Origin of the sequence: Chitinophaga silvisoli (genome assembly GCF_003412465.1) — a bacterium.
Lineage (GTDB): Bacteria > Bacteroidota > Bacteroidia > Chitinophagales > Chitinophagaceae > Chitinophaga > Chitinophaga silvisoli.
In genome coordinates this window covers 95,710-122,624 of the sequence record NZ_QTJV01000002.1, presented here as the reverse complement: position 1 = coordinate 122,624, position 26,915 = coordinate 95,710, and the positions used below count along the sequence as shown (strand labels likewise).

The 26,915-nt window shown below is 40.1% G+C and carries 19 protein-coding genes, 2 tRNA genes and 1 pseudogene; 14 read left to right on the top strand and 8 right to left on the bottom strand.

Going from position 1 to position 26,915, the window contains the following annotated elements; genetic code table 11:
- Window positions 1-279: 279 nt before the first annotated feature.
- Window positions 280-726, top strand: a complete 447-nt coding sequence (locus DXN04_RS06550; protein ID WP_116852540.1) for a GNAT family N-acetyltransferase — start codon at window positions 280-282, stop codon at window positions 724-726.
- Window positions 727-787: 61 nt separating this feature from the next.
- On the opposite strand, the gene DXN04_RS06545 is transcribed toward DXN04_RS06550, so the two are convergent.
- From DXN04_RS06545 to DXN04_RS06515, 5 genes are all read right to left on the bottom strand, one after another.
- Window positions 788-1,678: a DUF6048 family protein gene (locus DXN04_RS06545; protein ID WP_147319858.1), complete on the bottom strand. Its 891-nt coding sequence runs from the start codon at window positions 1,676-1,678 to the stop codon at window positions 788-790.
- Window positions 1,638-2,114 carry a DUF6452 family protein gene (locus DXN04_RS06540; RefSeq protein WP_116852538.1) on the bottom strand — a complete coding sequence of 159 codons (477 nt, stop codon included), beginning with the start codon at window positions 2,112-2,114 and terminating at the stop codon, window positions 1,638-1,640. Before DXN04_RS06540 ends, DXN04_RS06545 begins: the two co-directional genes overlap by 41 nt.
- Window positions 2,115-2,809: 695 nt before the next feature.
- Window positions 2,810-5,686, bottom strand: a complete 2,877-nt coding sequence (gene uvrA, locus DXN04_RS06530; protein ID WP_116852536.1) for an excinuclease ABC subunit UvrA — start codon at window positions 5,684-5,686, stop codon at window positions 2,810-2,812.
- A gap of 560 nt (window positions 5,687-6,246) precedes the next feature.
- Window positions 6,247-7,509: a beta-ketoacyl-ACP synthase II gene (fabF, locus tag DXN04_RS06520; protein WP_116852534.1), complete on the bottom strand. Its 1,263-nt coding sequence runs from the start codon at window positions 7,507-7,509 to the stop codon at window positions 6,247-6,249.
- A 557-nt stretch (window positions 7,510-8,066) separates the two neighbouring features.
- Window positions 8,067-9,146 (bottom strand): fatty acid desaturase family protein, encoded by a 1,080-nt coding sequence (locus DXN04_RS06515; RefSeq protein ID WP_116852533.1) that lies wholly within the window; start codon window positions 9,144-9,146, stop codon window positions 8,067-8,069.
- Window positions 9,147-9,347: 201 nt separating this feature from the next.
- On the opposite strand from DXN04_RS06515, the gene DXN04_RS06510 reads away from it, so the two are divergent.
- Window positions 9,348-9,436: transfer RNA gene (locus DXN04_RS06510), tRNA-Ser, on the top strand.
- A 767-nt stretch (window positions 9,437-10,203) separates the two neighbouring features.
- Here the strand turns inward: DXN04_RS06510 and DXN04_RS06500 are convergent.
- Window positions 10,204-11,379, bottom strand: coding sequence for a S1C family serine protease (locus DXN04_RS06500; RefSeq protein WP_116852531.1), 1,176 nt, complete (start codon window positions 11,377-11,379; stop codon window positions 10,204-10,206).
- Between the two features lie 1,447 nt (window positions 11,380-12,826).
- Here DXN04_RS06500 and DXN04_RS06490 point away from each other — a divergent pair.
- The 7 genes and pseudogenes from DXN04_RS06490 (at window position 12,827) to DXN04_RS06460 (ending at window position 18,505) form a co-directional block, all read left to right on the top strand.
- Window positions 12,827-13,593, top strand: a pseudogene (locus tag DXN04_RS06490) (SDR family oxidoreductase).
- Window positions 13,594-13,689: 96 nt separating this feature from the next.
- Window positions 13,690-14,280 carry a Crp/Fnr family transcriptional regulator gene (locus DXN04_RS06485; RefSeq protein ID WP_116852529.1) on the top strand — a complete coding sequence of 197 codons (591 nt, stop codon included), beginning with the start codon at window positions 13,690-13,692 and terminating at the stop codon, window positions 14,278-14,280.
- A gap of 122 nt (window positions 14,281-14,402) precedes the next feature.
- Window positions 14,403-14,954 (top strand): nuclear transport factor 2 family protein, encoded by a 552-nt coding sequence (locus tag DXN04_RS06480; RefSeq protein WP_116852528.1) that lies wholly within the window; start codon window positions 14,403-14,405, stop codon window positions 14,952-14,954.
- A gap of 792 nt (window positions 14,955-15,746) precedes the next feature.
- The gene (locus DXN04_RS06475; protein WP_116852527.1) at window positions 15,747-16,088 is read left to right on the top strand and encodes a hypothetical protein; all 342 of its coding nucleotides are present in this window, start codon (window positions 15,747-15,749) and stop codon (window positions 16,086-16,088) included.
- A gap of 93 nt (window positions 16,089-16,181) precedes the next feature.
- A complete protein-coding gene (locus tag DXN04_RS06470) occupies window positions 16,182-16,811 on the top strand; it encodes a toxin (protein WP_116852526.1) in 630 nt (209 codons plus the stop codon).
- Between the two features lie 159 nt (window positions 16,812-16,970).
- Window positions 16,971-17,990 carry a threonine aldolase family protein gene (locus DXN04_RS06465; RefSeq protein WP_116852525.1) on the top strand — a complete coding sequence of 340 codons (1,020 nt, stop codon included), beginning with the start codon at window positions 16,971-16,973 and terminating at the stop codon, window positions 17,988-17,990.
- A gap of 441 nt (window positions 17,991-18,431) precedes the next feature.
- Window positions 18,432-18,505 (top strand) — tRNA-Asp (locus tag DXN04_RS06460).
- Window positions 18,506-18,522: 17 nt separating this feature from the next.
- On the opposite strand, the gene DXN04_RS06455 is transcribed toward DXN04_RS06460, so the two are convergent.
- Complete coding sequence (locus DXN04_RS06455) at window positions 18,523-19,104, bottom strand: hypothetical protein (RefSeq protein WP_147319857.1); 582 nt, start codon at window positions 19,102-19,104, stop codon at window positions 18,523-18,525.
- Between the two features lie 146 nt (window positions 19,105-19,250).
- Complete coding sequence (locus DXN04_RS06450; protein WP_116852523.1) at window positions 19,251-19,496, bottom strand: hypothetical protein; 246 nt, start codon at window positions 19,494-19,496, stop codon at window positions 19,251-19,253.
- A 593-nt stretch (window positions 19,497-20,089) separates the two neighbouring features.
- Between DXN04_RS06450 and DXN04_RS06445 the strand changes: the two genes are divergently transcribed.
- The 5 genes from DXN04_RS06445 to DXN04_RS06425 all read left to right on the top strand — a co-directional run bounded on the left by DXN04_RS06445 (window position 20,090) and on the right by DXN04_RS06425 (window position 26,884).
- A complete protein-coding gene (locus tag DXN04_RS06445) occupies window positions 20,090-20,317 on the top strand; it encodes a helix-turn-helix domain-containing protein (protein ID WP_116852522.1) in 228 nt (75 codons plus the stop codon).
- 372 nt (window positions 20,318-20,689) lie between these two features.
- Complete coding sequence (locus DXN04_RS06440; protein WP_116852521.1) at window positions 20,690-22,054, top strand: hypothetical protein; 1,365 nt, start codon at window positions 20,690-20,692, stop codon at window positions 22,052-22,054.
- Window positions 22,027-22,683, top strand: a complete 657-nt coding sequence (locus tag DXN04_RS06435) for a condensin complex protein MksE (RefSeq protein WP_116852520.1) — start codon at window positions 22,027-22,029, stop codon at window positions 22,681-22,683. The genes DXN04_RS06440 and DXN04_RS06435 overlap by 28 nt, the downstream gene beginning before the upstream one ends.
- Window positions 22,680-25,931, top strand: coding sequence for a synaptonemal complex protein 1 (locus DXN04_RS06430; RefSeq protein WP_116852519.1), 3,252 nt, complete (start codon window positions 22,680-22,682; stop codon window positions 25,929-25,931). The genes DXN04_RS06435 and DXN04_RS06430 overlap by 4 nt, the downstream gene beginning before the upstream one ends.
- Window positions 25,928-26,884 carry a toprim domain-containing protein gene (locus tag DXN04_RS06425; RefSeq protein ID WP_116852518.1) on the top strand — a complete coding sequence of 319 codons (957 nt, stop codon included), beginning with the start codon at window positions 25,928-25,930 and terminating at the stop codon, window positions 26,882-26,884. Before DXN04_RS06430 ends, DXN04_RS06425 begins: the two co-directional genes overlap by 4 nt.
- Window positions 26,885-26,915 lie beyond the last annotated feature (31 nt).

Here is a 26,915-nt window from a genome sequence, read left to right as displayed (position 1 = left end):
TGCATTGTATCAGCTATAGGTATACTTTTCTCTGACAAGGCTGGTCAAAGATAAGGTGTTATTGGTAGAAATTTGGTTTTGTTTGGTGGGAGGTTGGGGACAGATTTAAATTTGCCTGTGCTGGTTGTGGGGTGTGGGGAGTGTTGTTTATGGCAGCTGTGTGGGGATGGGGTGTTTTTTTAATTGATGTACGGGTGGTAGAGGTAATAAGGATTAAGGGAGTGAGTATTTGAAAAAAAGGTCCTTGTTAGCTGAGGGCAAGCTGCTAAATTTGTTGTTATGATACAATGGTTTACTAAATCTTTTGAGGAATTAACGAATAAAGAATTGTATGCGATTATGCAGGTTCGGTTCAATGTATTTATCGTTGAGCAGAATTGTATGGCGGAGGATCTGGATGATTATGACCAGAAGGCCTTGCATTTGTTTGGGGTAGATGAAAGTGGGAAAGTGGTGGCGTATACCCGGATATTTGGTCCGGGGGATAAGTATGAGGAGGCGGCGTTTGGCAGGGTGCTAACGGCGAAGGAGCTACGTGGGCAGGGTGCAGGTAAGGAGTTGATGAGGCGGACGCTGGAGGTGATAGCGGAGCGGTTTGGGAAGGTGCCGGTGAAGATCAGTGCGCAGAGTTATTTGTTGAAATTTTATGGGGAGTTGGGGTTTGAGCAGGTGAGTGAGGAGTATGATGACCATGGGTTGGCGCATATTGATATGATACGGCCTTAAGGTAAGTTATTGATTTTAAACAGGAGGAGGGGAGTTGGCCGACTCCCCTCTTCCTGTTTAATTACTTCTTTTTATCCGGTGGCACATGCACTTTTACCTTGTAAAGTGGGATCATGTAGGAGACGGTATAAGTCATATCGAATTGTGATCTTTTGGTACCGCTGCCGTATCCCGGGATCACGATAGGCGGGTGTGAGTCATCTGCGCCGCTGGAAAGCATAATTTTCTCTCTGACACCCCAACCCAGGAAGAGGTTTTTGGCAGCTTCCACTCTCAATCCAAATACCAGTTCAATCCAGTGGGAGGTGATGGTTGTTTTTGGATAACTCCCTTTGGTATTTGCATCCCAGTAATCGTTTTTTATAGTATAAAAAGGGATTTCGTAGGTATTGCGGGCGATGCCGTACCGGATACCGCCATAGAGCATATTTTGTTCGGTCGTTTCCTTTTTCTTCATGAAGTCATAGTCGATACCGATGGTACTGTAAATCCCGCTGCCTTTGTAGGAGTAGGTGGTGTCGGTATTATGGGAGGTGCGGTTCCAGCCTGTTTCGATGGCACCATAGATTTTTTGTCCCAGGCGTACATCTGCCTGTACGGTGACATCGGTTCTGTAGGGTTGGAAATAGAGGAGGGCGAAGCGGCTGATGTCGAGGCCGATACGGATCCCGGCGTTTGACAGGTAAGTGCTGTCTACTATTTTAGCGGGTGCCGGTTTGGCTTTGAGTGCGGCAGAATCTTTGGCAGATTTTGCTTTTGGGCTGGTGGTATCTTTGGCTGCCTGGGCTTTGAAGGTGGTAGCCTGGCGAATTTTGAGCCCGGCATTTGACGGACTCTTTTGAGTAGAATCTTTAACAGGAGCCGGAATGGTATCCTTTTTCACCTGTGCCTGCGCGGCGACCGCGAACAGACTAATAAATAAAGTATAAAGTAATGTTCTGAGTATTATCACTTGTTACCTCCCGGTTATTAATTTTTAAAGCATCGATAGTATGAAAGGTGCAGAGCACAGTATCCAGTGTGGAAAAAGTAGCGAAGCCACAACCCGGTGATACAAAGTGAGGCTTGCGTGTATACCTGAAGGTCAGGGTATCTGCTACGGCGGCAGAGTCGAGTTTCAGGTAATACCGGCAGGTGTCTGTCAGTGGGTCGAGCGCGAAATATACACTGGATCTGGCTTGTTGACTGATGATGGTGTCCTTGTCGAGGGCACACAGGGTGACCTTGGGCCATATGGTATCTTTGTCGATGTAGCCGTTCAGAGAGTCTTTTTTAAAGTTAATACCAATATCTGCGAGCAAGGATTGATCACAGGTTTTGGTTTCATCCTCACAAGCCGCAAATACTGCCATGAGCAGGAGGGCTATAATGCCGGGAATATATTTCATGCCTGTTGGTTATAACAATTCTGGAGGCGAAGATAAATATAAAAACCCCGAAACAATCACCCAAGTCTGCGACTTGGATGATTGTTTCGGGGAGGTGTTATTGGGAATAAGATTAAATTTTCAGGTGTTTTTTGGGAAGGAATTGCTGGATTTTAGGCTTTTTTTGAGATTAATTTTACGTTTTTAAAGAATGTGAAATCATCTCTTGGTTAGTCATTTCAGGAAGTACTGGCTTTTTATTCGTTGCGAATCATCATTTGTCCAGTTATTTCAGGAAGTACTAGCTTTTTATTCGTTGCAAAATCATCATTTGTCCAGTCATTTCAGGAAGTACTGGCTTTTTATTCGTTGCAAAATCATCATTTGTCCAGTCATTTCAGGAAGTACTAGCTTTTTATTCGTTGCAAAATCATCATTTGTCCAGTCATTTCAGGAAGTACTGGCTTTTTATTCGTTGCAAAATCATCATTTGTCCAGTCATTTCAGGAAGTACTAGCTTTTTATTCGTTGCAAAATCATCATTTGTCCAGTCATTTCAGGAAGTACTGGCTTTTTATTCGTTGCAAAATCATCATTTGTCCAGTCATTTCAGGAAGTACTAGCTTTTTATTCGTTGCAAAATCATCATTTGTCCAGTCATTTCAGGAAGTACTGGCTTTTTATCCCTTGCGAAATCATCTCTTATCCAGCCCTCTTTACCCTTTTAGTTCCTGCTTCAGGAACCTTGCCGTATGACTATCCTTACACTCACTCACCTGCTCCGGCGTACCGGTACACAAAATCGTACCCCCGCCGGCACCACCTTCCGGTCCCAGGTCTATAATATGATCTGCCATCTTTATCACATCCAGGTTATGCTCTATCACGAGCACTGTATTCCCCCTATCCACCAGTTTGTTCAGTACATTCAGCAACAACTGGATATCCTGGAAGTGCAAACCGGTAGTTGGTTCATCTAAGATATAGATGGTCTTCCCGGTATCTTTTTTGGATAACTCTGTCGCCAGTTTCACGCGTTGTGCTTCGCCTCCTGACAGTGTCACTGCAGATTGACCCAGTGTGATATATCCCAGGCCCACATCCTGCAATGTCTTGATTTTCCGGTAGATATAACTTACAGGTTGGAAGAATTCCACTGCTTCATCTACTGTCATATCCAGTACATCAGAGATAGATTTGCCTTTATACCTGATTTCCAGCGTTTCACGATTATACCTGCGGCCATTACATTTCTCACAATGTACATATACATCAGGGAGGAAGTTCATTTCAATCACTCTCATCCCCCCTCCTTCACAAACATCACAGCGACCGCTTTTCACGTTGAAGGAGAACCGGCCTGCATTATATCCCCTGATTTTCGCCTCTGGCACCTGTGAAAACAGTGTACGGATATCCGTAAAGAACCCGCAATAGGTAGCCGGGTTACTACGTGGTGTTCTACCGATTGGAGACTGATCGATTTCGATCACTTTGTCTATATTTTCCAGGCCCTTGATGCTCTTATAGGGCATTGGATCCTGTTTGGAATCGTAAGCATGCTGACTCAGGATAGGGTACAGTGTTTCATTGATGAGGGTAGACTTACCGCTACCTGATACTCCTGTCACACAGATAAAGGTGCCGAGTGGGAATTTTACACTTACGTTTTTCAGGTTATTGCCGGTAGCGCCTTTCAGCTCCAGTGATTTACCGTTACCCTTACGTCTTTCCTCAGGAAGTGCGCCTGCTGCTTTCCCGTTCAGGTAGCCGGCGGTAGGGGTATTGAGTTTCAGGATCTGTTTGGGAGTACCCTGGGCAATGATCTGCCCTCCATGTACACCAGCACCCGGGCCTACATCAATGAGGTGGTCGGCATGGAGCATGATATCTTTATCGTGTTCCACTACTATTACGGTATTCCCCATTTCACGCAGGTTGCGAAGGGCATCGATCAGCTGCATATTATCACGCTGGTGCAAACCGATGCTGGGTTCATCCAGGATATAAGTGATACCCATGAGCTGGGAGCCGATTTGGGTAGCGAGGCGTATACGTTGACTTTCACCGCCGCTCAGGGTGCGGGTAGCACGGTTGAGGGTGAGGTAGGTCAGGCCTACATTGAGCAGGAAGCCTAGTCGTTCTCTGATTTCTTTGAGGATATCTTTGGCGATGGTATTTTGTTTCTTGTCCAGTCGCTTTTCGATGTCTTTGAACCAGATGGCCAGTTTATCAAGGTCCATGTTCCCCAGTTCGGAGATATTCTTTTCATCTACCTTGAAGAAGAGGCTTTCCTTTTTGAGGCGGGAGCCATTACATTCAGGGCAGGTATGTAGTTTCATGAAGCTTTCGGCCCAGTTGCGTACAGCGTCAGACGAGGTGTCGTTGAAGTAACGGCGTACGGTGTTGATCACTCCTTCGAAGTCAGCGTTGTAGCCATTTTCCCCATTTTCTCCGAATTCCATATCCATTTCCAGGCTACCATTTTCATCTCCGAAAAGCAGGAGGTTCAATGTTTTCTGGGGCAGATTGCCGATAGGTGTAGTCAGGGAGAATTTGTGTTTTTTGGCAAGTTGCTGTACCTGTTTGAAGGTGTAGGTATCTCTGGCTTCGCCGAGTGGGGCAAGGCCGCCGTCATTGATAGAGATGTTCTGATCGGGGATCACGGCATCCATATCTATCTGGTAGATGGTACCGAGACCTTTACAACGGGGGCAGGCACCATAAGGGGAATTAAAGGAGAAAGTGTTTGGAGAGGGCTCTTCGTAGGAGAGGCCGGTATCTTCACACATGAGTTGTTTGGAGTACTGGCTGACTTTATTGGTGTCGTTGTCCATGATGAAGAGGAGGCCTTTCCCCATCTGCAGGGCTTTTTGAATGCTCTGGCTGATGCGGGTGCGGGCATCGTCCTGCACTTGTACTCTGTCTACTACCAGTTCGATGTCGTGGATTTTGTAGCGATCCACCTGCATCCTTTCTTTCAGGTCCAGGATTTCTCCGTTCACGCGTACTTTGAGGTAGCCCTGTTTGCGGAGTTGTTCGAAGAGTTCGCGGTAGTGACCTTTACGCCCACGGATGAGGGGGGCGAGGATGACGAGTTTCTTTTTCGGGTAGTTTTTAAATACGTGGTCCATGATTTCTTCTTCGGAGAAGCGCGTCATGCGTTTACCAGTATTATAGGAGTATGCGATACCTACGCGTGCATAGAGCAGGCGGAGGAAGTCATAAATTTCGGTGATGGTCCCTACAGTAGAGCGGGGATTTTTGTTGGTGGTTTTTTGTTCGATGGAGATAACCGGCGATAGTCCGGTGATTTTATCCACATCGGGGCGTTCCATATCGCCGATGAACTGGCGGGCGTAAGCAGAAAAGCTTTCCATGTAGCGGCGTTGGCCTTCTGCATAGATGGTATCGAATGCCAGGGAGGATTTTCCGCTGCCACTGATGCCGGTGATGACAACCAGTTTGTTTTTAGGTAATGTGAGGTCCAGGTTTTTGAGATTGTGAACCCGGGCACCAAACACAGCTATTTGATCATCTGCCGTAGCCGGTGTGAGGACCGGCGTTGATGCATTCTCTTTCTTCTTTGCCATATTTGAATTGCGAGTATCCATGGTTCATTGGAGGGGAACCATGGGGTGTTATTTTACTACTAAGCTACGTCATAATTGGTGATTTTGCTAAAAATTTTAGTGAAGAGTTTGGAGATTGGGGGGAAATTTCGGGGTTGATTCTGGGAAGATTCGGTACTAATTCGACATTATAAGGGTGCTAAAAGGGTACTAGAAGGTCACTTGTATATCCGGGGGATATTGAGGTGATGTTTTGGTGTAGGTATGGTGAGCTTTTGGAGGGGAATTGGTATTAGAGAGGCGAAGAAGGGTCGAAGAAGGGTCGAAGAAGAGTCAAAGGAGCGTCGAAGAAGCGTCGAGGAAGCGTCGAAGGAGCGTCGAAGGAGCGTCGAAGGAGTGTCGAAGAAGGGTCGAAGGAGCGTCGAAGGAGTGTCGAAGAAGGGTCGAAGGAGCGTCGAAGAAGGGTCGAAGAAGGGTCGAAGAAGGATCGAAGAAGGTTCGAAGCGCATTTGAATAAGCGGGCCATAAAAAAGGGCCGCATCGTAAATGCAGCCCTTTTCATAATAATATATAAGTAAAACTTACGCCTTGTATTTCTTAAACACAACAATCGCATTGTGACCACCGAAACCGAAGGTATTACTCATTGCTACATTCACTTCACGTTCCTGTGCTTTACCGATAGTCAGGTTCAGGTTGGTAGGAATACCTTCACCCAGGTTAGTGGTATTGATGGTAGGCGGAACCAGGTTATGCTGGGTTGCTTTGATACTTGCGATGGCTTCGATAGCGCCGGCAGCACCGAGCAGGTGACCAGTCATAGACTTGGTAGCACTGATATTCAGTTTGGTAACGTGATCGCCGAATACGCCGATGATACCTTTCAGTTCGCTTGCGTCGCCCAGTGGAGTTGAAGTTGCGTGTGCGTTGATATAATCAACATCTTCAGGTTTCAGTTCAGCATCTTCGAGGGCGCGGGTCATACCCAGACGTGCACCCAGGCCTTCAGGGTGAGTAGCAGTCAGGTGATATGCATCTGCAGACATGGCACCACCTACCATTTCAGCGTAGATCTTAGCACCTCTTGCGATAGCGTGTTCGTATTCTTCGAGGATGATAGCGCCAGCGCCTTCGCCCATTACGAAACCATCGCGGTCAGCGTCGAAAGGACGGGAAGCGGAGGTAGGATCGTCATTGCGGGTAGAGAGGGCTTTCAGCGCATTGAAACCTGCGATACCAGCGCGGGTAACAGGGGCTTCAGAACCACCGGCTACGATAGCGTTGGCTTTACCCAGACGGATAAAGTTGAAGGCATCAACCAAGGCACTGCTGGAAGAAGCACAAGCAGATACCGTACAATAGTTTACGCCCATGAACCCATATTTCATGGAGATCTGGCCGGCAGCGATGTCGGAGATCAGCTTGGGAATGAAGAAAGGATTGAACTTAGGTACGAAGTTGGCCTGAGCGAATTCCACGATCTGGTCTTCGAAGGTCTGCATACCACCGTTACCGGAAGCCCAGATAACACCGACCATGGTTTTATCAACGCCTTCAGCGTTCAGGCCGGCATCTTCGACAGCTTCCTGAGCTGCAACCATTGCGTACTGGGTGAACATGTCCATTTTACGGGCATCTTTCTTATCCATGTACTTTTCTATGTCAAAACCTTTCAGTTCGCATGCGAATTTGGTTTTAAACTCTGTAGTGTCGAATCGTGTAATAGGACCGGCACCGCTGGTCCCTGTTTTAAGGCTATTCCAGAAAGTGTTTACATCATTTCCGATAGGCGTCAAGGCCCCAAGCCCGGTAACCACAACCCTTTTTAACGTAACAGTGCGCATATTGCTTTTGAACTTTAAAATCGAAAGTTAGAGCGCAAATTTAGGCACTTATTCTTATGTTTATGCATAATCATAAGAATTATATAATATAATGCAGAAAGAATGGGGGAAAGTTGGGGGGTGGGAGGCGTTGGAGGGCCTCCCGTATTGAGTTTGTCGGGAATGATTTGATAAAAATTTGTCGGGTGGATGATGAGTATCAGGCTGTTCAGGCTGGTAGTAAAAAGGGTTTTGAGGGAGGAACAGGGTATTTTTGTGATTTTATTAGGCGTATGAGGGGGCGGTGAGATCCCCTGTTTATGGACACCTCCTTTTATTTGTGATACCTTCTTTTATTTGTGATGCCTACTGTTATTTGAGATACCTCCTTTTATTTGTGATACCTTTATTAATTGACCACCTTCTTTTTATTGACATACTTCTTTTATTGAAGACCCTGCTTCTCTTTTTTCAATCCCCTTGCACCATTTTCAGGCCTTTTTCCTCATTTACCCCATTGTTCCTATTATTAAAAAGTAAACAGCCATTTATCAAATAGCCGTTCCTTTTATTATTTATTATGCAGCCGCTACCGAAGCCGCCGGTATGTTTGCCAGGTCAATTTTCTTCGTCCGCTGTTTCAGGAAAGCCATCACTTCCTCATCTGAACTAAACCGGTTCCCAATATTGACATAATGTTTTGCCAGCAGGTCATACCGCTTGGTCATGAGCCATAGCCATACATGAAGGAAGTGGATGCCATCGAATACGATCGCTTCATTCTCAATATATTCATGCAGGGTCTTTCTGAAATAATGGGGATGTTCGGTCCAATGCATGCTGGGTTTAATGTGGTGGCTGATGTGGTAACCATCGTTCCAGCACTTGTGATTATACTTTGTATTGATACAGGTGATACTGTTTTTATAGGAATTGTCCGGGTCGCCGGCACAGATGAACGCGTGTTGGGCCCAATTACCGAGCATCATAATGATCCTGGAAATCACAAATGGCAGGATAAATACTACCAGTGTAGCCGGGAAGTTAACAAAAGAGAGACCTATACACATTAATATATACAGCATCTCCCCTCTTACGGAGCGTACCAGGAGTTTTTTACGGTTCTTTTTAATGAAATACATGGCCAGGTGTACGACACCGGCAAAGAAAAAGCTGCCCAGGTAGCGGCTGAAGCCCCGGATGGAGTCGCGCTGATAGGGCATGGTACAGCTGTCATCATCAGGCATGTTATTTTCCGGGTGGTGCATACCGATGTGGTGACTATAATATGTTTCAGGTGTCTGGCCAAAGAGAGGGCCGATCACCCAGGGGAGGTAATGATTGAGGAGCTGGTATTTTTTTACAAAGAACACCCGGTGACTGGTGCAGTGAAGCATGAGGCCAAAAGGGCCTTTATACCTGAAGTTGTTCAAAACCGTAAAGGCAGCGGCTGCGGTCCACCAGAGCCATGTGGGTAATGGCAGGAATAAGAGGATGGCCAGGGGGAGCAGTGTGAAGGTGAGCTCGATAGTGAGGTAGAGAAATGGAAGGTCGCGTTCGTCACGGATCATCGATTTCAGGAATTTCCGGAATGCGGAATCGGGTTTGTGTGATTGGATGTAAACAGGGTCAGTAAGTACGTCAGTGAATACTTTCATCAGTTTGTAGGTTTTAAGTAAGTGGCTGGCAGAATTAGTTCGCAAATGGTATTAACAAGGTAACGGATTAATCCGGGATAAAAATGGGGGTGTGATAATTTGTGATAATGATAACGAATAGGGATTTTTATAATTTTTTTTAATTGCTTTTGGAGAATTAAGAAATATTATTATTTTTGCAACCCCTAACGGGGAAGTTTCGGTGAGATGCCTGAGTGGCCGAAAGGAACGGTTTGCTAAACCGTCGTACGGGTTAAACTGTACCGAGGGTTCGAATCCCTCTCTCACCGCAAGTAATTAGAAAGTGCTCATAGATTAAAATCTATGGGCATTTTTGTTTTAGGGGGAATTCTCTGCTAGAAGGTTTTTGCTCCTATTCGCTATTTAGGGGATATCTTGCCTTACGAGGTATCACAGCAGGTAGTGATACTCTTTTTGTAGAAATATTTTCACTTCCTTAGAACAAGTTTAAAAGTTTATATCCATTTTTCACTTTTTATATTATTCAACATAGCTTGGTGCAAAGAAAGAATAAAATTTAGATCATGAAACCCCAAAGGAAATTATTCTATACTTTCTTCTTCATAATATTGGCAAGTATATATTCATTTTTGCTTCCAACAGGTATACTTTTCTATTCTATATGGGTAGATGTAATAAACATTAACAATTGGATTAAATATCCAGCTTCATTTTATTTAGGACATAAACTGGTTAGAGTAATTGTTACTTATATCCCTTATTTGTTGTACCAGCTGCCATATCAAAAACAGATGGCCAAATATTTTATAATATTTACTTGCTGGTTTTTCGCTATAACCTTTACATGGGAGGTTTGGTCAAGGTTTTATCGAGGAGAGGAAAATGAAATGAGTAGTATATTTATTCCAATTCTAAGCACATATCTTTGTGGATTTATGGCTATAGCAACTAATATATGGGCAAATGCTAAATTTAGATTAGAATTATTGGCTCGATCCTAATACTCTCTTTAACCACAAATTACATTAAGCAATTAGCCTTGCCTCTGCTACTTTTATATGTCACGATTATAAACTTAAGCCTTAGAAATAATATTTTCAAAGATACTTTTAATTTTAAGGTCAGGCATCATAAGTATATTAATGTCAAGATTAAATCTGGTGGGTTTATTGGCTTGAATTCTTTGAAGTATATAATCCATATTGAAAGTAACCATAATATTCCCATCATTTAAATTTTCCACTCTGAAAGTTTGCCAGTTTATTAGAACATTAGCTTGGATGATTTTATATTTATCAAAATATTCGCTGGCATTAATGATTGCTTTTTGTTGAGGGAGGTTAAAATAAGTATAGTATCTTTCTAAGGTAGGAGCATAAAAACTTGCTAATCTATTATAATTCTTTTTTGAAAGGCACTCATAATAGGCAGCAATAATTGTTTTTACTTGATCGAATGAAACATTCTTATTTGTAATAGTTTCATTATTTGATTCATTTAGATAACTCGAATATGGAATAGCATTAAGTTCAATAGCAAAATTAAGATTGGCTTCATCTAATCCCATAGTGGTTATGCCTATTACATCTCCATGCTTGTCAAACAATGGGCCGCCACTGCTTCCATGTGTGATTTCTGCTGTAGTTTGAATATAATGTTGGTTATTGTTATTTCTATATCCTGATATATTACCAATAGAAAGAGTTTGACTTAATCCTTTGGGGTTACCAATTGCAAAACAGGATTCTCCTATGTCTGGCAGTCTATTAGATATATTTAAAGGGAAATATTTTTCATCATCCCCGAGCCCCACCTTAAAAATTACATAATCAAGTTCCTTATTTGTATAGATAATTTTTGTAATCATCTCCTTCTCTCCATTATCTAATATAACAATTCCCTTTTGAGCATTTTCAAATACATGATAGTTACTAATTGCTACACCTTTTTTATCCAGAAAAAATCCTGAACCTATTGCATCAGTATTATTCCCTAACACATATACCAAGAACACTCCCTGTTTTACCCTTTTATATAATTCAGAAACAGGTATGTCTGGTTCTGTATGTGTTAATTTTTTTGCAGCTTCTTTTTCTAAATTCAGTTCCTCCTGCTTAATATTCAATTCCCTCTTTAATAATTCATTTTCTTTTAAAAGTATGGAATCACTTGAGGGATTTTTATTTTGTGTGTTACATGCGTTAAATATCATGGAAATAATTATCCATGTAATAAGTATATAATTTTTCATTTTAGGTAAATTTCATCTCTGTTAAGTTACCAATTATATAATTACATAGTGGCTTCAATCATAATATTACTGTGCTGGTTGATTGATAGTAAAAGTTCCTGTTACGTTCTTAGTTCCAGATGTATTTTAATGTGTGATACAAACGTACCTAGATGTTCACATCAGCATCAATTATATCATAACCTTCACCACCAAAATATTTGTCCTTTATCCAGCGAAAAGATACATCATTAAAATGACCTATGGCATTTAAAGGTCCATCAATACTTGTGTACATTTCAAAAGGGAGGTTTGATCCTTCTACATCAAGGTTAAAAGAAGTGAAGTTTGATCCTTTGTAGATATAGGAATCCACAAAAGCTGATTCTTAACCTGTTACTCTCTTGGATTCATTGACAGTATAAGTTTTCCCATTTTGTTGTAGTAGATGCCTCAGTGGTATTATCTTTCTTCCTGGCATAAAGGCTACTATAGGTCCAGAAGACCCAGAACAAACTTTGTCCAAAAATAAGAGAGAGTTTAAGACTGAAAAAAGGGAATATTATAATATTAGGCAAATTTGCTCTAATTTATCAGCATAGAAAATATTCTCTTTGACTCTGTGAGTAGTAAATACCATAGAGATGAAAATTTTATCAAGGAATTTGGGTTGAGATTTGAACTTCCTAAATATTGACTATCAACGGTACGTTGTAATGTACGGCTATTCCAATTGCCGTCAATAGCGTGACTAACCAGAAGCATCCTAAAGACTGGTTCTCAATTTTGCTTATAATTCGATAATGAGTTCAACTCAATTCAGGACCCACCGCGTCCCAAATCTGAAATGCCAGAAAAAAATGCCGCATATTCCTTAAGTTACTCTCATCAAAACCCTTTCCGAATCAAGGGTTAGTTGAGCAGCAAGGTTTTTCAGAACTGCTCCCCCGTATTCCGCCTGGTTTTTACCATTTGCTCATCCTCAATAATGAGCATACCTATTTCCCAATACGTTTCTAACAATATCGTATTAAACTTTTCTCCTTGCCTGGGCTATTACCTTAGCAATGGAATCGGACAAAGAGGAATTGAAATTTCAATAACATGACTCATCTATTACAAAATTTTTAGCCCTACCTCTTAGGTTAAACATTATAATGTCTTGCAAAATTATTTTAATTATTATTTTAATTATCGACAACTATTAAGTTAAATAAAAATTATTAAAATTATAAATTGTTGATTATCAAAAATAACGGGATAAATTAAGTATTAACATTGTCTTTGCAAATCTATTGAGCGACTTTGGATAGGCCCCTTTCGTTTAGGGTGAGACCGATAGATAATAAACAATAAAATAAGTTATGAAAACATTTTATTGACATTTGTCACAGTGCTTTATTATCAAATGTCCTTTCTGGCAGATGCCGAAATCTTCAACTTTGCATGGTAATAAATACTTCAAAAAATGAAATTAAAAAACAAAGTAGCCGTAATTACCGGAGGTAATAGTGGTATAGGTTTCGGCATAGCAGAAGCATTAAAAAATGAAGGTGCTATGGGTGTGATCACAGGAAGAAACCAGGCAACACTGGATAGTTCCGCCAAAGCACTTGGTGAGGCATTTATAGGTATTAAAGGAGATGTAACCAAGCTGAGTGACCTGGAAACTATATTCAAGCTCACTTATGAAAAATTTGGCAAGATCGATACACTCGTGGTAAATGCAGGAGGAATTGTTGATGGGGTGCCAATGGCTGGCATTGAAGATGTGACAGAGGAAAGTTTTGACCTGTATATGGACCTGAACCTTAAAAGCACATATTTCACTGTTAAAAAACATTGCCCTATCTAAATGATGGCGCATCCATCATTCTGATCGGTTCAAGCGCTGCTCATCGCGCAGTTCCCGGCATGACCATTTACGGTGCTGCAAAAGCGGCTGTTATTTCTCTTGCTAAAGGTTTATCACTTGATCTTTTATCAAGAAAGATAAGAGTAAACACTTTATCTCCCGGCTCTATAGACACGCCTGTGTTTGGAAAGATTGTGCCGGAAGAACAAGTTGAAAGTGTCAAAAAAATCTGGACTGATATTACGCCAGTAGGACGACAAGGGATACCTGCTGATATCGGGAAAGCTGCAGCATTTCTTGCATCTGATGATTCAGCTTTCATTGTAGGTACAGAGATCTTGTCTGATGGAGGCCTGACTAATTTAAGTTTAATGAAATAGGCACACTACGGGCGGCTATTGATTTGCAGCATACTTATTTTATCCGAAATAAACTGTTTGCGGACTTTTGAATAAATTTGTCAAAAGCCGTCTAACATGTTTGAGTTTTTCGCAAAATACCTTGTTGAAAAGGGAGGATTCACGGAAAGTGAGCTGGAGCTTGTAAGACAAGTCACGGTGTCAAAAAAAATCCGAAAAAGTCACTACCTGCTTGAAGAAGGTAAGGTGAGTGACTTTATTGGCTTTGTTACAAAAGGAGCTTTCCGTTTGTTCCGCAAAGGAGAAGATGGGCAGGAATACACCATGAAATTTGCTGTAGAGAACTGGTGGATATCTGATTTTACAAGTTTCTTGTCTGGTGAGCAAAGTAATTGTTACATCGAAGCCCTTGAGAATAGTGAGTTGATGTGGTTTTCCAGGGAAACATGGGATCATCTTATTGCGACTATCCCAAATTTTCGTAGAATGATCGATAAACTGACAGCAAGAAACTTTGAAGCGCATCAGAACAGGATTTTCAGCAACATCAGTGAACCAGCGGATACCAGGTATGAGAATTTTGTAAACAGCTATCCTACACTTTATAACCGGATACCTTTGTATATGATTGCTTCGTTTTTGGGCATCACAAGGGAAACGCTGAGCCGTATTAGAAAACAGGCAGCACAAAGGAAGACTACAAATTGATAATCGTTATCAGAAAAGGTATCTGATAAATCTATTGACAATTGTCACATTCCGTTTTTATCAAACATCATTTCTGTTTACAAACGGGCGATCTAATTTTGACATAACAAAAACTAAAAAAAATGAAAAGAATAGTTTTAATGTCAGGATTGGCCTTAATGGCAATAGCTTCTTTGAGTAACAATATAAAAGTTACTACCCTAAGCGGTACAGCAGGAAACCACCAATCAAACAATATACTTTTTGAAGCGGATGCAAAGTTTGTTGCTCAGGACTCAACTGCCTTAGCAGTTGTGACTGCATTTTTTGAAAAATTCAAATCAGGTGCAACTCCGGAAGAACTGGCCAAAAGTTTCGACGAAAAAGCGGAATTGTTCATTCCCGGCGATACGAAGAACGTTCCCTGGATTGGTAAAAGGATAGGACGCGTAGCGATCACAGAACACTTCAGACTGCTAAGAGAAAACATTACACCGGAAAAGCTGGAGTTTACAGATATATTAAGCAAAGGGAATAGAGTTGTCATCCTGGGTTATCTTGAATCCCGCATGAAAAAGAATAACAAAGTAATGAAGTCTGAGTTCAGTATTGATATCGTTGTCGAAAACGGCCTGCTCACTCGCTATCATTTGCTGGAAGACTCTTTTGAGGTTGCTGGGAAAGCCAAACTTTGATGATTGATATTAGATGTTTATTCAGGTATGATGTGAGCTAAATAGTCGATCGGATCTTAGACTAGCAGGATAGCCGTACGGGGTCTCCGCGTCTTTATCCCAGCTTGTGATGATCCTGGCAAGGTCGATTGTTACTATAGAATCCTTAGACGATTTAATAATTGAAGAAGTAGATATTGTTATTTTGGAGTTCGTATTATTTACAAGTTATGATGAAGTAATGAACGGACATTAGGTTGTCACAGTCTATGTAGCGAGTAAAAAACAAAAAAGCCTTTAGATCAATAGATTTGAGGGCTTTTTAGTTTGGATTGTCTTATCATTGTTAATCATTTGTAAGGTTGAAATACGTATTCAATTCCTACCCTCAATTTAAATCAATGAGAGGTATTGCTGAGGGATATTCCGCAAAATCTTACTATTAGGTGAAAATATTTAACACAACATTCTCTTAAGTCACTCATGAGCCCTAAAATTGATAGCTTTATTTTCGTCATTCGAGGCAGGAAGTAACCTCGTTTTGAAGTTTGAGTAATATCAGAAAAGATGGGTCCAGTACAATTTTTTATAATTGTTTTAATAAAATATTTCGCTAATATAATCATAGGTTTTGGATAAAATCAGCCTTAAATTGGTTCGACATTTGTTCCCCACAGTCCGCCGAAATTTTTTGAAAGCCTGCATTGTGCGTACTTTTTTATTTATACTCGTATAAGATTGTTTGTCCGGCTTCACCTCATTTGCCTTTAAATTTGTAATTTTAGGATAAGAGCTACATAAAATCTTAATGAAATGCCAAATCCAAAAAGAAGAGGGAAAAGGACTCATGGTATGTACCCTGGTTTCATCCGGAGACACAGGCATGATAGTGCATGGCCTTACAGAACATTGAGTGAAGTAGAAGATATCAATGACAGAAACTTTCTTGCTGCTATTGCCAGGGCTGCAGCTGCTAATGCCATTAATGAAAATAAAGCAATGAATATTCCAGTAACGGTTATTGAAGATGGCTGGGTAGTCAAAAAATCGATAGACGGTACTGTTGTAAAAATAGCTCCCGTTGATCGTAAGCCCGCAACTGTCAGAACAAGAGTTTTAACGAAAGGGGTTGTGCTGCATGTCAAAGGCCATTAAAAAAGATGCGTGTTTTTGCTGGTCCAAATGGATCCGGTAGGAGTACCATTATCAAGGAAATTCAGAAGTTTGTAACAACAGGGCCATATATAAATGCAGACGATATTGAAAAATCCTGTCGGGAAAAAGGGTTTGTTAACCTGGCAGACTATGGCCTGGAGGCAAATCAAGATCATTTTCAATTCATTTATAGCCCAATCTTCTTTAAACCAGAAGGCAGTTGCCGATGGCTATCAGTTGAATCTTTCCTTTGCTAATAATGTAATAAAGGTGCCGTTGCCTACAAATTCTTATACAGCGGCATTAATCGCGGATTTACTCAGAAATTTATTGTTGGAAAAAGGTGCAACGTTTTCTTTTGAAACGGTAATGTCTCATCCATCCAAGCTGGAGATGTTACAGCGTGCGCATGCAAATGGATTTAGAAACTATCTCTACTTCATTTCTACAGAATCTGAAAGCATAAATATCAATAGAGTTGCAGCAAGGGTCAATAAGGGAGGGCATCCCGTGGATGAACAAAAAATCAAAGAACGATATTTCCGGTCAATGGATTTACTATCTGCTATGATCCCTTATTGTTATCGTTGTTTTATTCTGGATAACTCGGGTGAACAATATCGTCTGATCCTTGAAATAGTAGAAGGAAAGGAAATTAAAGTAATGGACGATGACATACCAGGTTGGGTAGAAGAATATGTTTTAGAGAAGTTGTTAGTTTGATTAAATTAATATTTCCCTTTCTAATATTAACTCAAATTGGATTCTTCAGACCCTTTCCTCCTCAATAATTTTCATACCACTGTTCACGAATTTATTTTCTGTGCATTAATAAGATTATAACTTGCATTCCGGCATTTATACGGATTATATTTTTGCACTATGATAAGTTTCAAAAACGACTACAGCGAAGGAGCCTTGCCTGCCATCCTCCACGCTTTAGCTATAACCAACGAGATCCAACAGGGAGGTTATGGCGAAGACGACTACACTCAGGAGGCCATTGAACTCATTCGTGAAAAGCTTAATAGCCCCCATGCTGCTATACACCTGGTATCAGGAGGCACACAGGCGAATCTGACTTTTATTTCTTCTGTATTACGGCCTTATGAATCCGTAATCGCTGTAACCACAGGACACATCTTTCACCATGAAACAGGCGCTATTGAGGCCACCGGACATAAAATAGAAACAGTATTTGCAAAAGATGGCAAGCTCTCGCCTTCACTGCTTGCCTCTTTTATAGACCAGGTAGAGGTTGTGCATATGCCACTTCCCCGCCTGGTATATATTTCAAATTCTACGGAGTTAGGCACGCATTATCTCAGAGCAGAATTGATTGCGTTGTATGAATGTTGTCAAAGTAAAGGGCTACTGCTTTACCTGGATGGAGCCAGGCTGGCCTCAGGAATGCAGGCAGGAGATATCAGGTATGAAGACCTGGCAAGGTATACGGATGCATTTTATATCGGGGGGACGAAAAATGGAGCCTTAATTGGTGAAGCAATTGTTATTAACAATCCAGGCCTGCAGGAATACTTTTCTTATAATTTGAAAATGAGAGGTGCCTTGTTGGCAAAAGGGAGATTGTTGGGGCTTCAGTTCAGGGAATTGTTTAAAGGAGATACCTATTTGTCAATAGGGGCTTATATGAATGAGATGGCTATGAAGTTGGCAGCGGGAATCAGAGAGGCTGGTTATGAGTTTTTGATTGAGTCAAAGACGAATCAGATTTTCCCTGTTTTACCATGGAAGGTGATAAAGAAGATGGAAGAAAAGTATGGTTTTTATGTATGGCAGCGAGTGGATGAGGAGTGTGCGGCGATTCGGTTAGTGACTAGTTGGAATACGCGGCTAGAGGCAGTAGAGCAGTTCGTAGCGGATTTGAAAACCTGTAGCTAATGGATAGGGTGTGTATTTGGGACTGTGGCGCGGTGGCTCGCAGCAGGGAGAGAGCCTCCCACTCACTTGTTGGCTCTTTGGGATGTAACCGGAATATTGAAGGGAGGATGTGAGGGGGAAAGGTGAGGGCTGAGACCTGGCAATTGACTTGGGGGTGGAGAATGATTGGTGGCAGGGACTAGCCAGATAGAATAGAATTTGTAGGGGATTTTTTTCCTTTCTGAGGAGTATGACTGACTGCTAAAAGATCATGCAGATTTGGCCACCGACTTAGATGGGGAAAGCATTTTCGTTGATTTTTTTTGAATGACAGACATGAGAATGGATGGTTGCAGGTGGGGAGGGATTTGAATGTCAGGAAAAAAATCTATGATATTACAGGTATGGAAATTTGGTAATTCAAATGATTTATGTACATTCGCGTCCCGAACAGTAAAAAACGGATCAGTAGTTCAGTTGGTTAGAATGCCGCCCTGTCACGGCGGAGGTCGCGGGTTCGAGTCCCGTCTGGTCCGCAAAAGGGGACAAGTCATCAAAAAAAATGACTGTCCCCTTTTTCGTTTTCTGTCCAATCCCTTTGCAGTCGCACAATCCGGGCAAAAACAAAATTCACTTTTTCGGTTCGATATTGCCCTTTTTCGCGGCCATAGACAATTCCGTCAGGAAACACCAGCTTTTGTATTTTTTCCTTCATGCCCGTATCGCTGGAATGCCATACTATAGCCAGTTGCGAGGAAAAATTGACCACATAATCTATCTTTTCTTCGAGGTTCGATATAGTGAAGCTACATTTTTCCAGCTCGTCCACGATCCCGCCTCTTTCGTTGTCATACCGGCCAAACAGTTCCAGAAACTTTTCTTTGGTCATTTCATCCAGCGCATAGTGTAATAAGTATCGCTGATAAACTTCCAACACGAGAAATGTTAGTTTCAGAATCATCATTTTCTCGGGAACGGTCAGTTCCTCTACAATTTTGTCTTTCGGATTCCTGTTCTGCATTTTTCTAAACATTACGACAACAGACCAGTCCATCTCCGCCATCAATAATTTCATCCAGAAATAGGGAAAGTTGAATGCACGTTTGTTGATGTCGTCCAACAGATTTTCAGACAATGGCTCTGGCGGGAATAGTTCTCTGATACCCTTTGTGTCCAGCTCATTAAAAAATGAGAAATAGGGATCAGTTTTCTATTATTTAGGTTACAAATAGCGTTGGATATACACATGTTTTGAGGCCATTTTGAGAGAATGTATTCATTCTAATCCTTCAATTCTGAACTGCTAAGAATCTGCAATAAAGGCGGCACTACTACATAGGCAGCATCCATAAACTCCCCCATACGTGAATAGAAGAACATCACATTGCTGCGGTCGTTAGCACTCCATGTATCAGCATTTGGGCTGGCCATAGCAGCTTCCAGCAAATTCCATATGACTGTTTTAACCTCCCCGGCCTCGGGGTACCAGTCCATAAACTGTTTTATTTTTTCGATGGATTGCGACATGATGAATGATTTTAAGAAGTAGATTAGTTTTACCGTTGGGCAATAGGATGCCTAACCGGATTAAAGATTCGGTTGCAGTTTACATATGTAACCTATGGTTACACCACTACGGATGCAAGCTTGTAAGTAAAATGGCGTTTCCCGTTCAGCTATGTAATGCAGTAAGACCGTGGCAAAATCTTGGAACATTGTCTTGCAACAAATATGTTGCGACTTTTTTCGGGTTTGGGCAGCCTGCTTAGCTCTTTTATAATTTTTGCGGCTATATGTGAGCAATGAGGTAACAGGAAATCCGCAAAAAAAGCGCGGGTCTGCTTGCCGCCAGGAGGGCCGTAGGAAGCCCAGGGTACGGACAAGAAGCCCACGCTATGGCATGAGCCTCCCATCCTCATCTTCATACCCTTGAAAATTTCCTACGTTTTCCTGGCGATATGAGAATAAGACGCGCTATATCGGTATTGGGGCGGGCAAATATAATAATATGCCTCTTAACCCAATCGGATAGCATTCAACATGACAAACATAATTAAAATATCGTTTTGTCTGCTTATTCTAATACAAAATATTTTAAGAATTATCCCAAATTGCCAGGCATGGTGCCCATTGATGATAAAATAGTATATATACATCTTGGAGAAAGGATAAAGAAGGCAAGAACCGACAAAGGACTAAGCCTCAGAGAACTGGCAGCCATCTGTGATGTAGAGCATAACACCATCCACGAAATCGAAAAAGGGACACTGAATTTTAGATTTTCTACGATTATTAAAATTTCAAAGGGATTAGAAATTCCTTTGTTTGAATTGTTGAGGCCACATTGATAATCTTTACTCAGCTTCTTATTATATAAAAAGGTATATTGTGTACTATCGATATAATGTATAGGTGACGCGTTAAACTATCTATTAACTATGAATGTTTGGTTTGAAGAACTCCCTGCCCCCAGCCCCCTTTGGCGGGCCGATAACCCCGAAGGTCTGCTATTTTATAGGCTCGTTACTGAGCCTGAGCCAACCTGAGCAAGACTTCTTATCTCAAAAAGCTATTTGTCCATTTTAATCTGTATGGGGCGTATTACTCATTCACTATCTGTCAGTGAGATGAGAGGTAACCCGAGTAAGACTTACAAAAATGTAAAATGGGAAAACAGTTTTGAGATGGTGATTTGCCGGCATTAGCTAAACTTTCCAACAGTGCAAAATACTGAGTCGCATACATTCCATTTCCTTTCAGAAATATCAAAGGAAAATACATATCGCCTGCTGTTCCCCGATTCGAAAGCTGGAATGGCAATTATATGGCTATATGAAAAGCTGGAAAGCGGCTATTTCCCTGATGGTTTTTTTAAAGAATCTGATATACACGATGCATTATTAGATGTTTCCTCGGTCGATTTAGACAATGGAAAGTATCATTTAAAAGAGCACTATAACGCCATTATCGGCGATTTGCAAGAATATTTCTTAAGGTACGATGACGAAAAACAACATTATAGTTTTAAAGAGTATGCCTTTAGTTTTTGCAAACATGCAAAGGATACACTTAAATCATTTTTTGACCCTACACAGATTGAGATAATATGCAGTAATCTTCGAGATAAATTGACTAGCTGCGACAATGAACAGAAATTGTTAGAGTGGTTTTCTTTGGAGTTTTCAACTTTCAAACCACGGTTGAAAAGTCAATTGGATTATTTGGATAAACAAATCGACCAATCTGTTGCAGATCTTCGCGAGAACAGAAAGTTAAATTTACAGGAAGGAACAATTTTAGATACACTGCGTCAAATTGATGAACGTTTTGAAATAATACGCACACAGAACAAAGAATTACGAACTGCTTTCAGGGTAACGGAAGAAATTAGAAGATCGCTCAATAATTATTCAGAGCAATATGACAATGATGAAATAAGTAAGAACACACATAATGCAATCACATTTTTCCAAGAAATGCGCTATGTATTGCTATTAATCGATAAAAGACTGGACCGCATACAGCCTCGAATAAAACAACTATTCAGCAATTTAAATAAACCTCTGTTCAATATCAAAATCGAAAAATTCATCGGGTTTTTAATTCGGAACAGCACTGAAATTAACATCGTAGGCAGCAGAGAACTGTCTTTGCCCCAGGGAATTCATCAAGTAGCAATAAACAGAGAACTTTCAGATTTTATAATTGTGGAGCGAAAATCAGATTTGTTCCCTACAAAACCTAAAAAACGAATAGTAGTAACTGAGAACCCCGAACTAAAACAAAAAGCATTTGCCTCGACAATAAATCAAGTATTTCAGCAAGATGAAGTAGCAAGATGGCTAAATACACTAGCCAATAGATTACAGGAAGAAAAAATGGTTGATCTATCAGACTTCTTTTTTAAGATTCTTGAAGAAGAAAAAAGAGAAAATGCATTGAGCTTGGCCATCTCAGTCGTCTATAGATCAATAAAACTATACGAACAACAGAGTCAATATGAAGTATTAATTAATCCTAACGTTGTAAAGAGTAAAAAAGGAACAAAAACAACATTATGGCAGATAATAATACACCAGAAATAACGCCTTGGTCATTCCTTTTGGATAGCGAAGCGGAAAACTACTTTGCTAAAATAGATTATGCTCTAAAAAATGGAAAGCATATACAACAGTGGAAAGAGCAAACCTGGTGGTTCCGATTTATTGCTAATAATGAAGATAGCTTGAAGCAATACTACCGTAGTTATTTCGGAGTTAGGTTGGAGTATGGCGGAGAAACTGACCAAAAGTACTATTATCTCGATTTTATGCCTGATTCAAGAGGAAATATACCGTTAGATAATAGGCATTTTCTTCAAAATGAGTTTGTAATCGTTGGGTTCATGCTGTATAAGACGATATACATAGATAACTATATAGAGTTAGCATCTATAAAAGCATTTCAACGCATGCTTAGACAGGACTATGAAGAACTAAAGGAGGGATTATTTAGGGTACTTGCAAAGGCTAAAAATATTAATGTCACCCAAATGAATGAACATAAGATGGATAGCGTAGTGTTGAGTGCAATGAAAGCGTTTGAAAAACTAGGATGGGTCGAATTACAAGAAGACACCTTTGAGGTATTACCCTCTTTTCAGAGATTGCCTAGATTATATGCGGACTACATTAGTAATATTAATGACTGGCTTAAAACAGAATCTGTAAAATGAAGCAATACCCCAGAATATATTCACTATCTACTCTCGGATTAATACATCACCAAGAGTTTGACTATTTATTTCATCCTTTTCGTACAGATTTTATAGGAGAAAGTGGTTCCGGTAAAAGTATGATAGCTGATTTGATACAACTCATTTTTGTGGGTTCGGACGCTTTTGAGTCAGCGACAAAAGCAACGGGAAAAAGAGAGCCGGAAGGAATGGTGCTTAGTGAAGGAGGGCATGGTAAAACAATGGGATATGCCTTTTTGAACATAGAAATGGAGCCGCGCAAATACTTTGTTGTAGGTTCTTATATTGAAACTGGAAATAAAAATGTTCAGGCATTTGTTGTTCAACAGGGATTTGAAAAGGATAATATTGTTTATCTGGACAACCCAATATCTCATAAAGATTTTACGCTGAATGAAGAAATTCAGCCATTAGATAAATTAAAGGATATACTAATTGAAAAAGGACTGTTTTGCCAATCATGGTCAAGGCTAAAAAAATATCATGAGCTGTTATATAAACAAAATATAGTTCCAATAAACATTACGGCCAACGACAGACAAATGAGGGACTATGCAGAGATTCTTCAATCTTTTTCGCGGGGCAAACTTTTGGACACACAAAAGAGCAGTAGCCTCAAAGATTTTTTATTCGGCAAAGATGCTGCCAACAAAATTCACGAAGGGTATAAAGCCGCCGTTAAGGACATGGAAGCTTCTATAGGCGAATATGGATCCAATTTAAAAGAAATCAGCCGTGTAACTGAAAAGCAAGCAGCAATATTAGAATTAAAAGCAAATCGGGATGAACGAGATTATTATCAAAAGGACTGGATTGAAAAACATTTATTATATACCAATCAGGAAACGGGAAAATTCCATAGAGAAATCATTGATACAATTACCGAATTTATAACAGCCAAGCAGCACTACTTAATTCTTCATGAATTACTTGGTGCTGAAATCATACTTCTTGAATCAATATTACCTGGATTAGAACTCGAAAAGAAATCCGCAAGTAACAAATATGAGGACAGTTTTGTGAGTTATAAGGAAGTTGAAAGAGTTCAGTACTGGCTAAAAGAATGCAGTTGTACATTTGAGAAACTGAAAGAAAAATATGTTGAGAACAGCCAAATGCGTTCAAAAAGGACAAGCCTTACAAATTTTATCCAGGTACTAAAATCACAGAATCTTGAAACGGTGTTTGATAATATTGAAATGAAAGACACCATCGATTCTATTAATCAGTTCTTAAGTGATGAGATCACAAATTTGAAAATCCAGATCGAGACTAAAGAAATGCTTAGGCGATTTTCAAATCTGACTGACCCCGATTCTTTCGCTTATTGGGCGATCCAACAAAACCGGGCATTTTCTTTAGAAGAAGAAAGCGTAATTCTCGAGTTCCAAAAGCTACCAAGGCAAAAGCCAGCAAATAAGAGCGGCGACTATTTGCCATCGCCAGATGAATTCATGAATGCCTTGCAAATCATAGAAAAAGAGGGTACTGGTTTCTGGGTAAATTTAAAAGGAGTAAGAAGATTTGTTGCGTATACACCTAAGCAAGTATTTAATACTACGGATACCCAATCTATCGCTTCATACTTTTCTTCTTATTCGGACTCTCTTGAACAAGAGATCGTTAAATGTAAGAAGGCAATAACTGATTATTCCGCCATTCAGAAACTGCTATTAAACTTATCAAACCCTACAGAATCACTTTCCGCTTACAATAACAAAGAAAAAATTACTAGTTACAAATTGGTAAACTCATTGAATGTTGGAGAAGTTGAGTTTGATAAGGCGCTTGAGGCTTATGAAAATAAATTTGAAATAGAACAGATATACACTGAGGCAAGGCAGAATCTGGATGATGTTCAGACCAAAATTACAGAAGGCAAAACAATGCTGAATGTCTACAAATCGTTTCAAGAAGCTGCACCTAAAGTGCGTGAGGGTTTTATAGACCTACTATCAGGCGCTGATGAATTCGCTAATATAGCAGAAGAAATAAACGGGAATTATGGATTTATTAAAAATAATGTTCAGCTTACTTTTTCGCAATCAAAAGACAAGATTGCATTTATAAAGAAGAGTCAGGATGAGATTCAACCTAAACTGTCCGGTATTTTAGGATTACAAGCTAAAATCAGGGTGTACCAAGAATGGAAAGAGAAATTTGCAAATGCAAAACAGCAATACCTGCAACTCTACAATACCTTGCCTGATAATTTGACTTCTAAAGGTTACATTTCAAATCCCGAGAAAGAACATAACCGCTATCTCGTAGCTGAAACAACTTATGTAAAAAGCTATAAAGATGCTCTACAAAAATATATTCCAACCGAAGCATACCGGCTGGAAGAAGAAGATAATTTGAGTGAGCTTGCAAAAAATTTACTGCCTGAGGCGTTTCATGATGCAATACTTTCTGATCAATCTGAAAAGACTATAATAGAAACGATTGCAAACTATCTGCATCGCATTAACGATAAGAATAGGCAATTAAACAATAGGAAAATACAAAAAATAAAAGATCTCTTGCATGAAGTGGACCTTGCTATTTCAGACCAGGAGAACACGATTCGTAGAATTGATAATTTTCTCAAAAACGAAACAAGTATTACGGGTGGATATAAAGCTCGGTTAAAAAAAACAACATCCACATTATTCCCGAAAGAATGGATGAGTCGGTTTCAGGAAAACTTAGAAGACTCGACGAATAATTTCACCGCCAAACTAGCTGAAAAAATAGACTTGGAGAATATGATAATAACTGCATTTTTGGATTGTGGCGGGTATCATAGTGCGCAGGTAACTACTCAAAAGTTACTAGATCCATCTGTTTATTATGAAGTAGAGTTCAATATGGAATCTGAAACAGGTAGGATAAATAAAGGCAGTACCGGGCAAACATATGCAGCTATAGCATTACTTTGTATCGCCAGGCTCTCTGTTATGGATAAAGAGGAGGGTAAAAAGCAACAGCCAGCAATAAGGGTAATGCCCATTGATGAAGCAGAGGGATTGGGTTCAAACTACGATATGCTTCATAACATTGCCAAAGCTTACGATTATCAAATTATATCGCTCTCAATTGGGCCAGTGGGTAAATTTAAAGATGGCGAGCAATACCTTTATATGCTGCACAAAAATATGGAGTCAGACGCTGCAGTAAATTACACACCAATTGCAATTTTAAGTGAAGTAGATAAATCCAAAATCGGGAATGATATTGAGATATGAAAAGAGAGCTACAGTGGCGGCATTTCAAGGCGTTGAACCAATTATATATTAATCAGTACACAAACGCTAAAATTACCGACAACGGTTATATAGCAAACGTGTTGATTACGCAAAAGAAACTATTGAAGTTTAAGTCAGGGAATAACAAAATAATTGAGGCAACGCCAAAATATCTTTCATTTTACGACCAAAACTTCAAACAAGACTTTGAACAGTATACCCGGTTCTTGCAGGCTATGGATTTGGAGGATGACGCTAGAAGAAAATATACAGAATACGATATTCAAACGCTTATGTTTATATCGGAGTATAAAGACGAGTTACTGAAAAATCTAACGACCATAAGAATTTTTTCGTCCGAAGTATTTAAAACTCATGGTTCCAAATATTTGGAAAACAAACCAGGATTAAAAAGTGCTGTCTGCAAAATATTAGGAATAGATGATTTTCCAGATAAAGATCCTAAAAATCATCAATGGCGTTTGGTGATTGACAGTCCGGCGCCTACTGCAATTATTCTATGTGAAAATATTGCGCACCTTAAAAGCCCCTGGAAAATCCGTGAAACAGGTCTGGAGCTCTGGTATGTGGGAGGGAACAATATCGGTATTATTGATTTTATAAGTCCGGACAAGTTGAAATTTCCTATTTATTATTCTTGTGATTGGGATTTTCATGGACTATCTATCTATTCTAGAATTAAATACAAGATGAAGCAGAAGTCTGTGGAGATAAATTTGCTATATCCATATGTGCTTGACCTAGCCATTCCGGTAAATTCTGACCATCACAATAGTAATTGGAACTTCAACATCCCTCTATCAGGACTAAATCAAGCAGACTACAAGGAAAGAGAAGCTAAACTTATCAATCAGCTTATAAAGGAGAATAAATGGATAGAAGAGGAGTCAATGGATATTCTCGAATTATTTAAATATAATACTTCTAGTTGATTTTTATAAAATTGAGACCATTGTTAAGGGC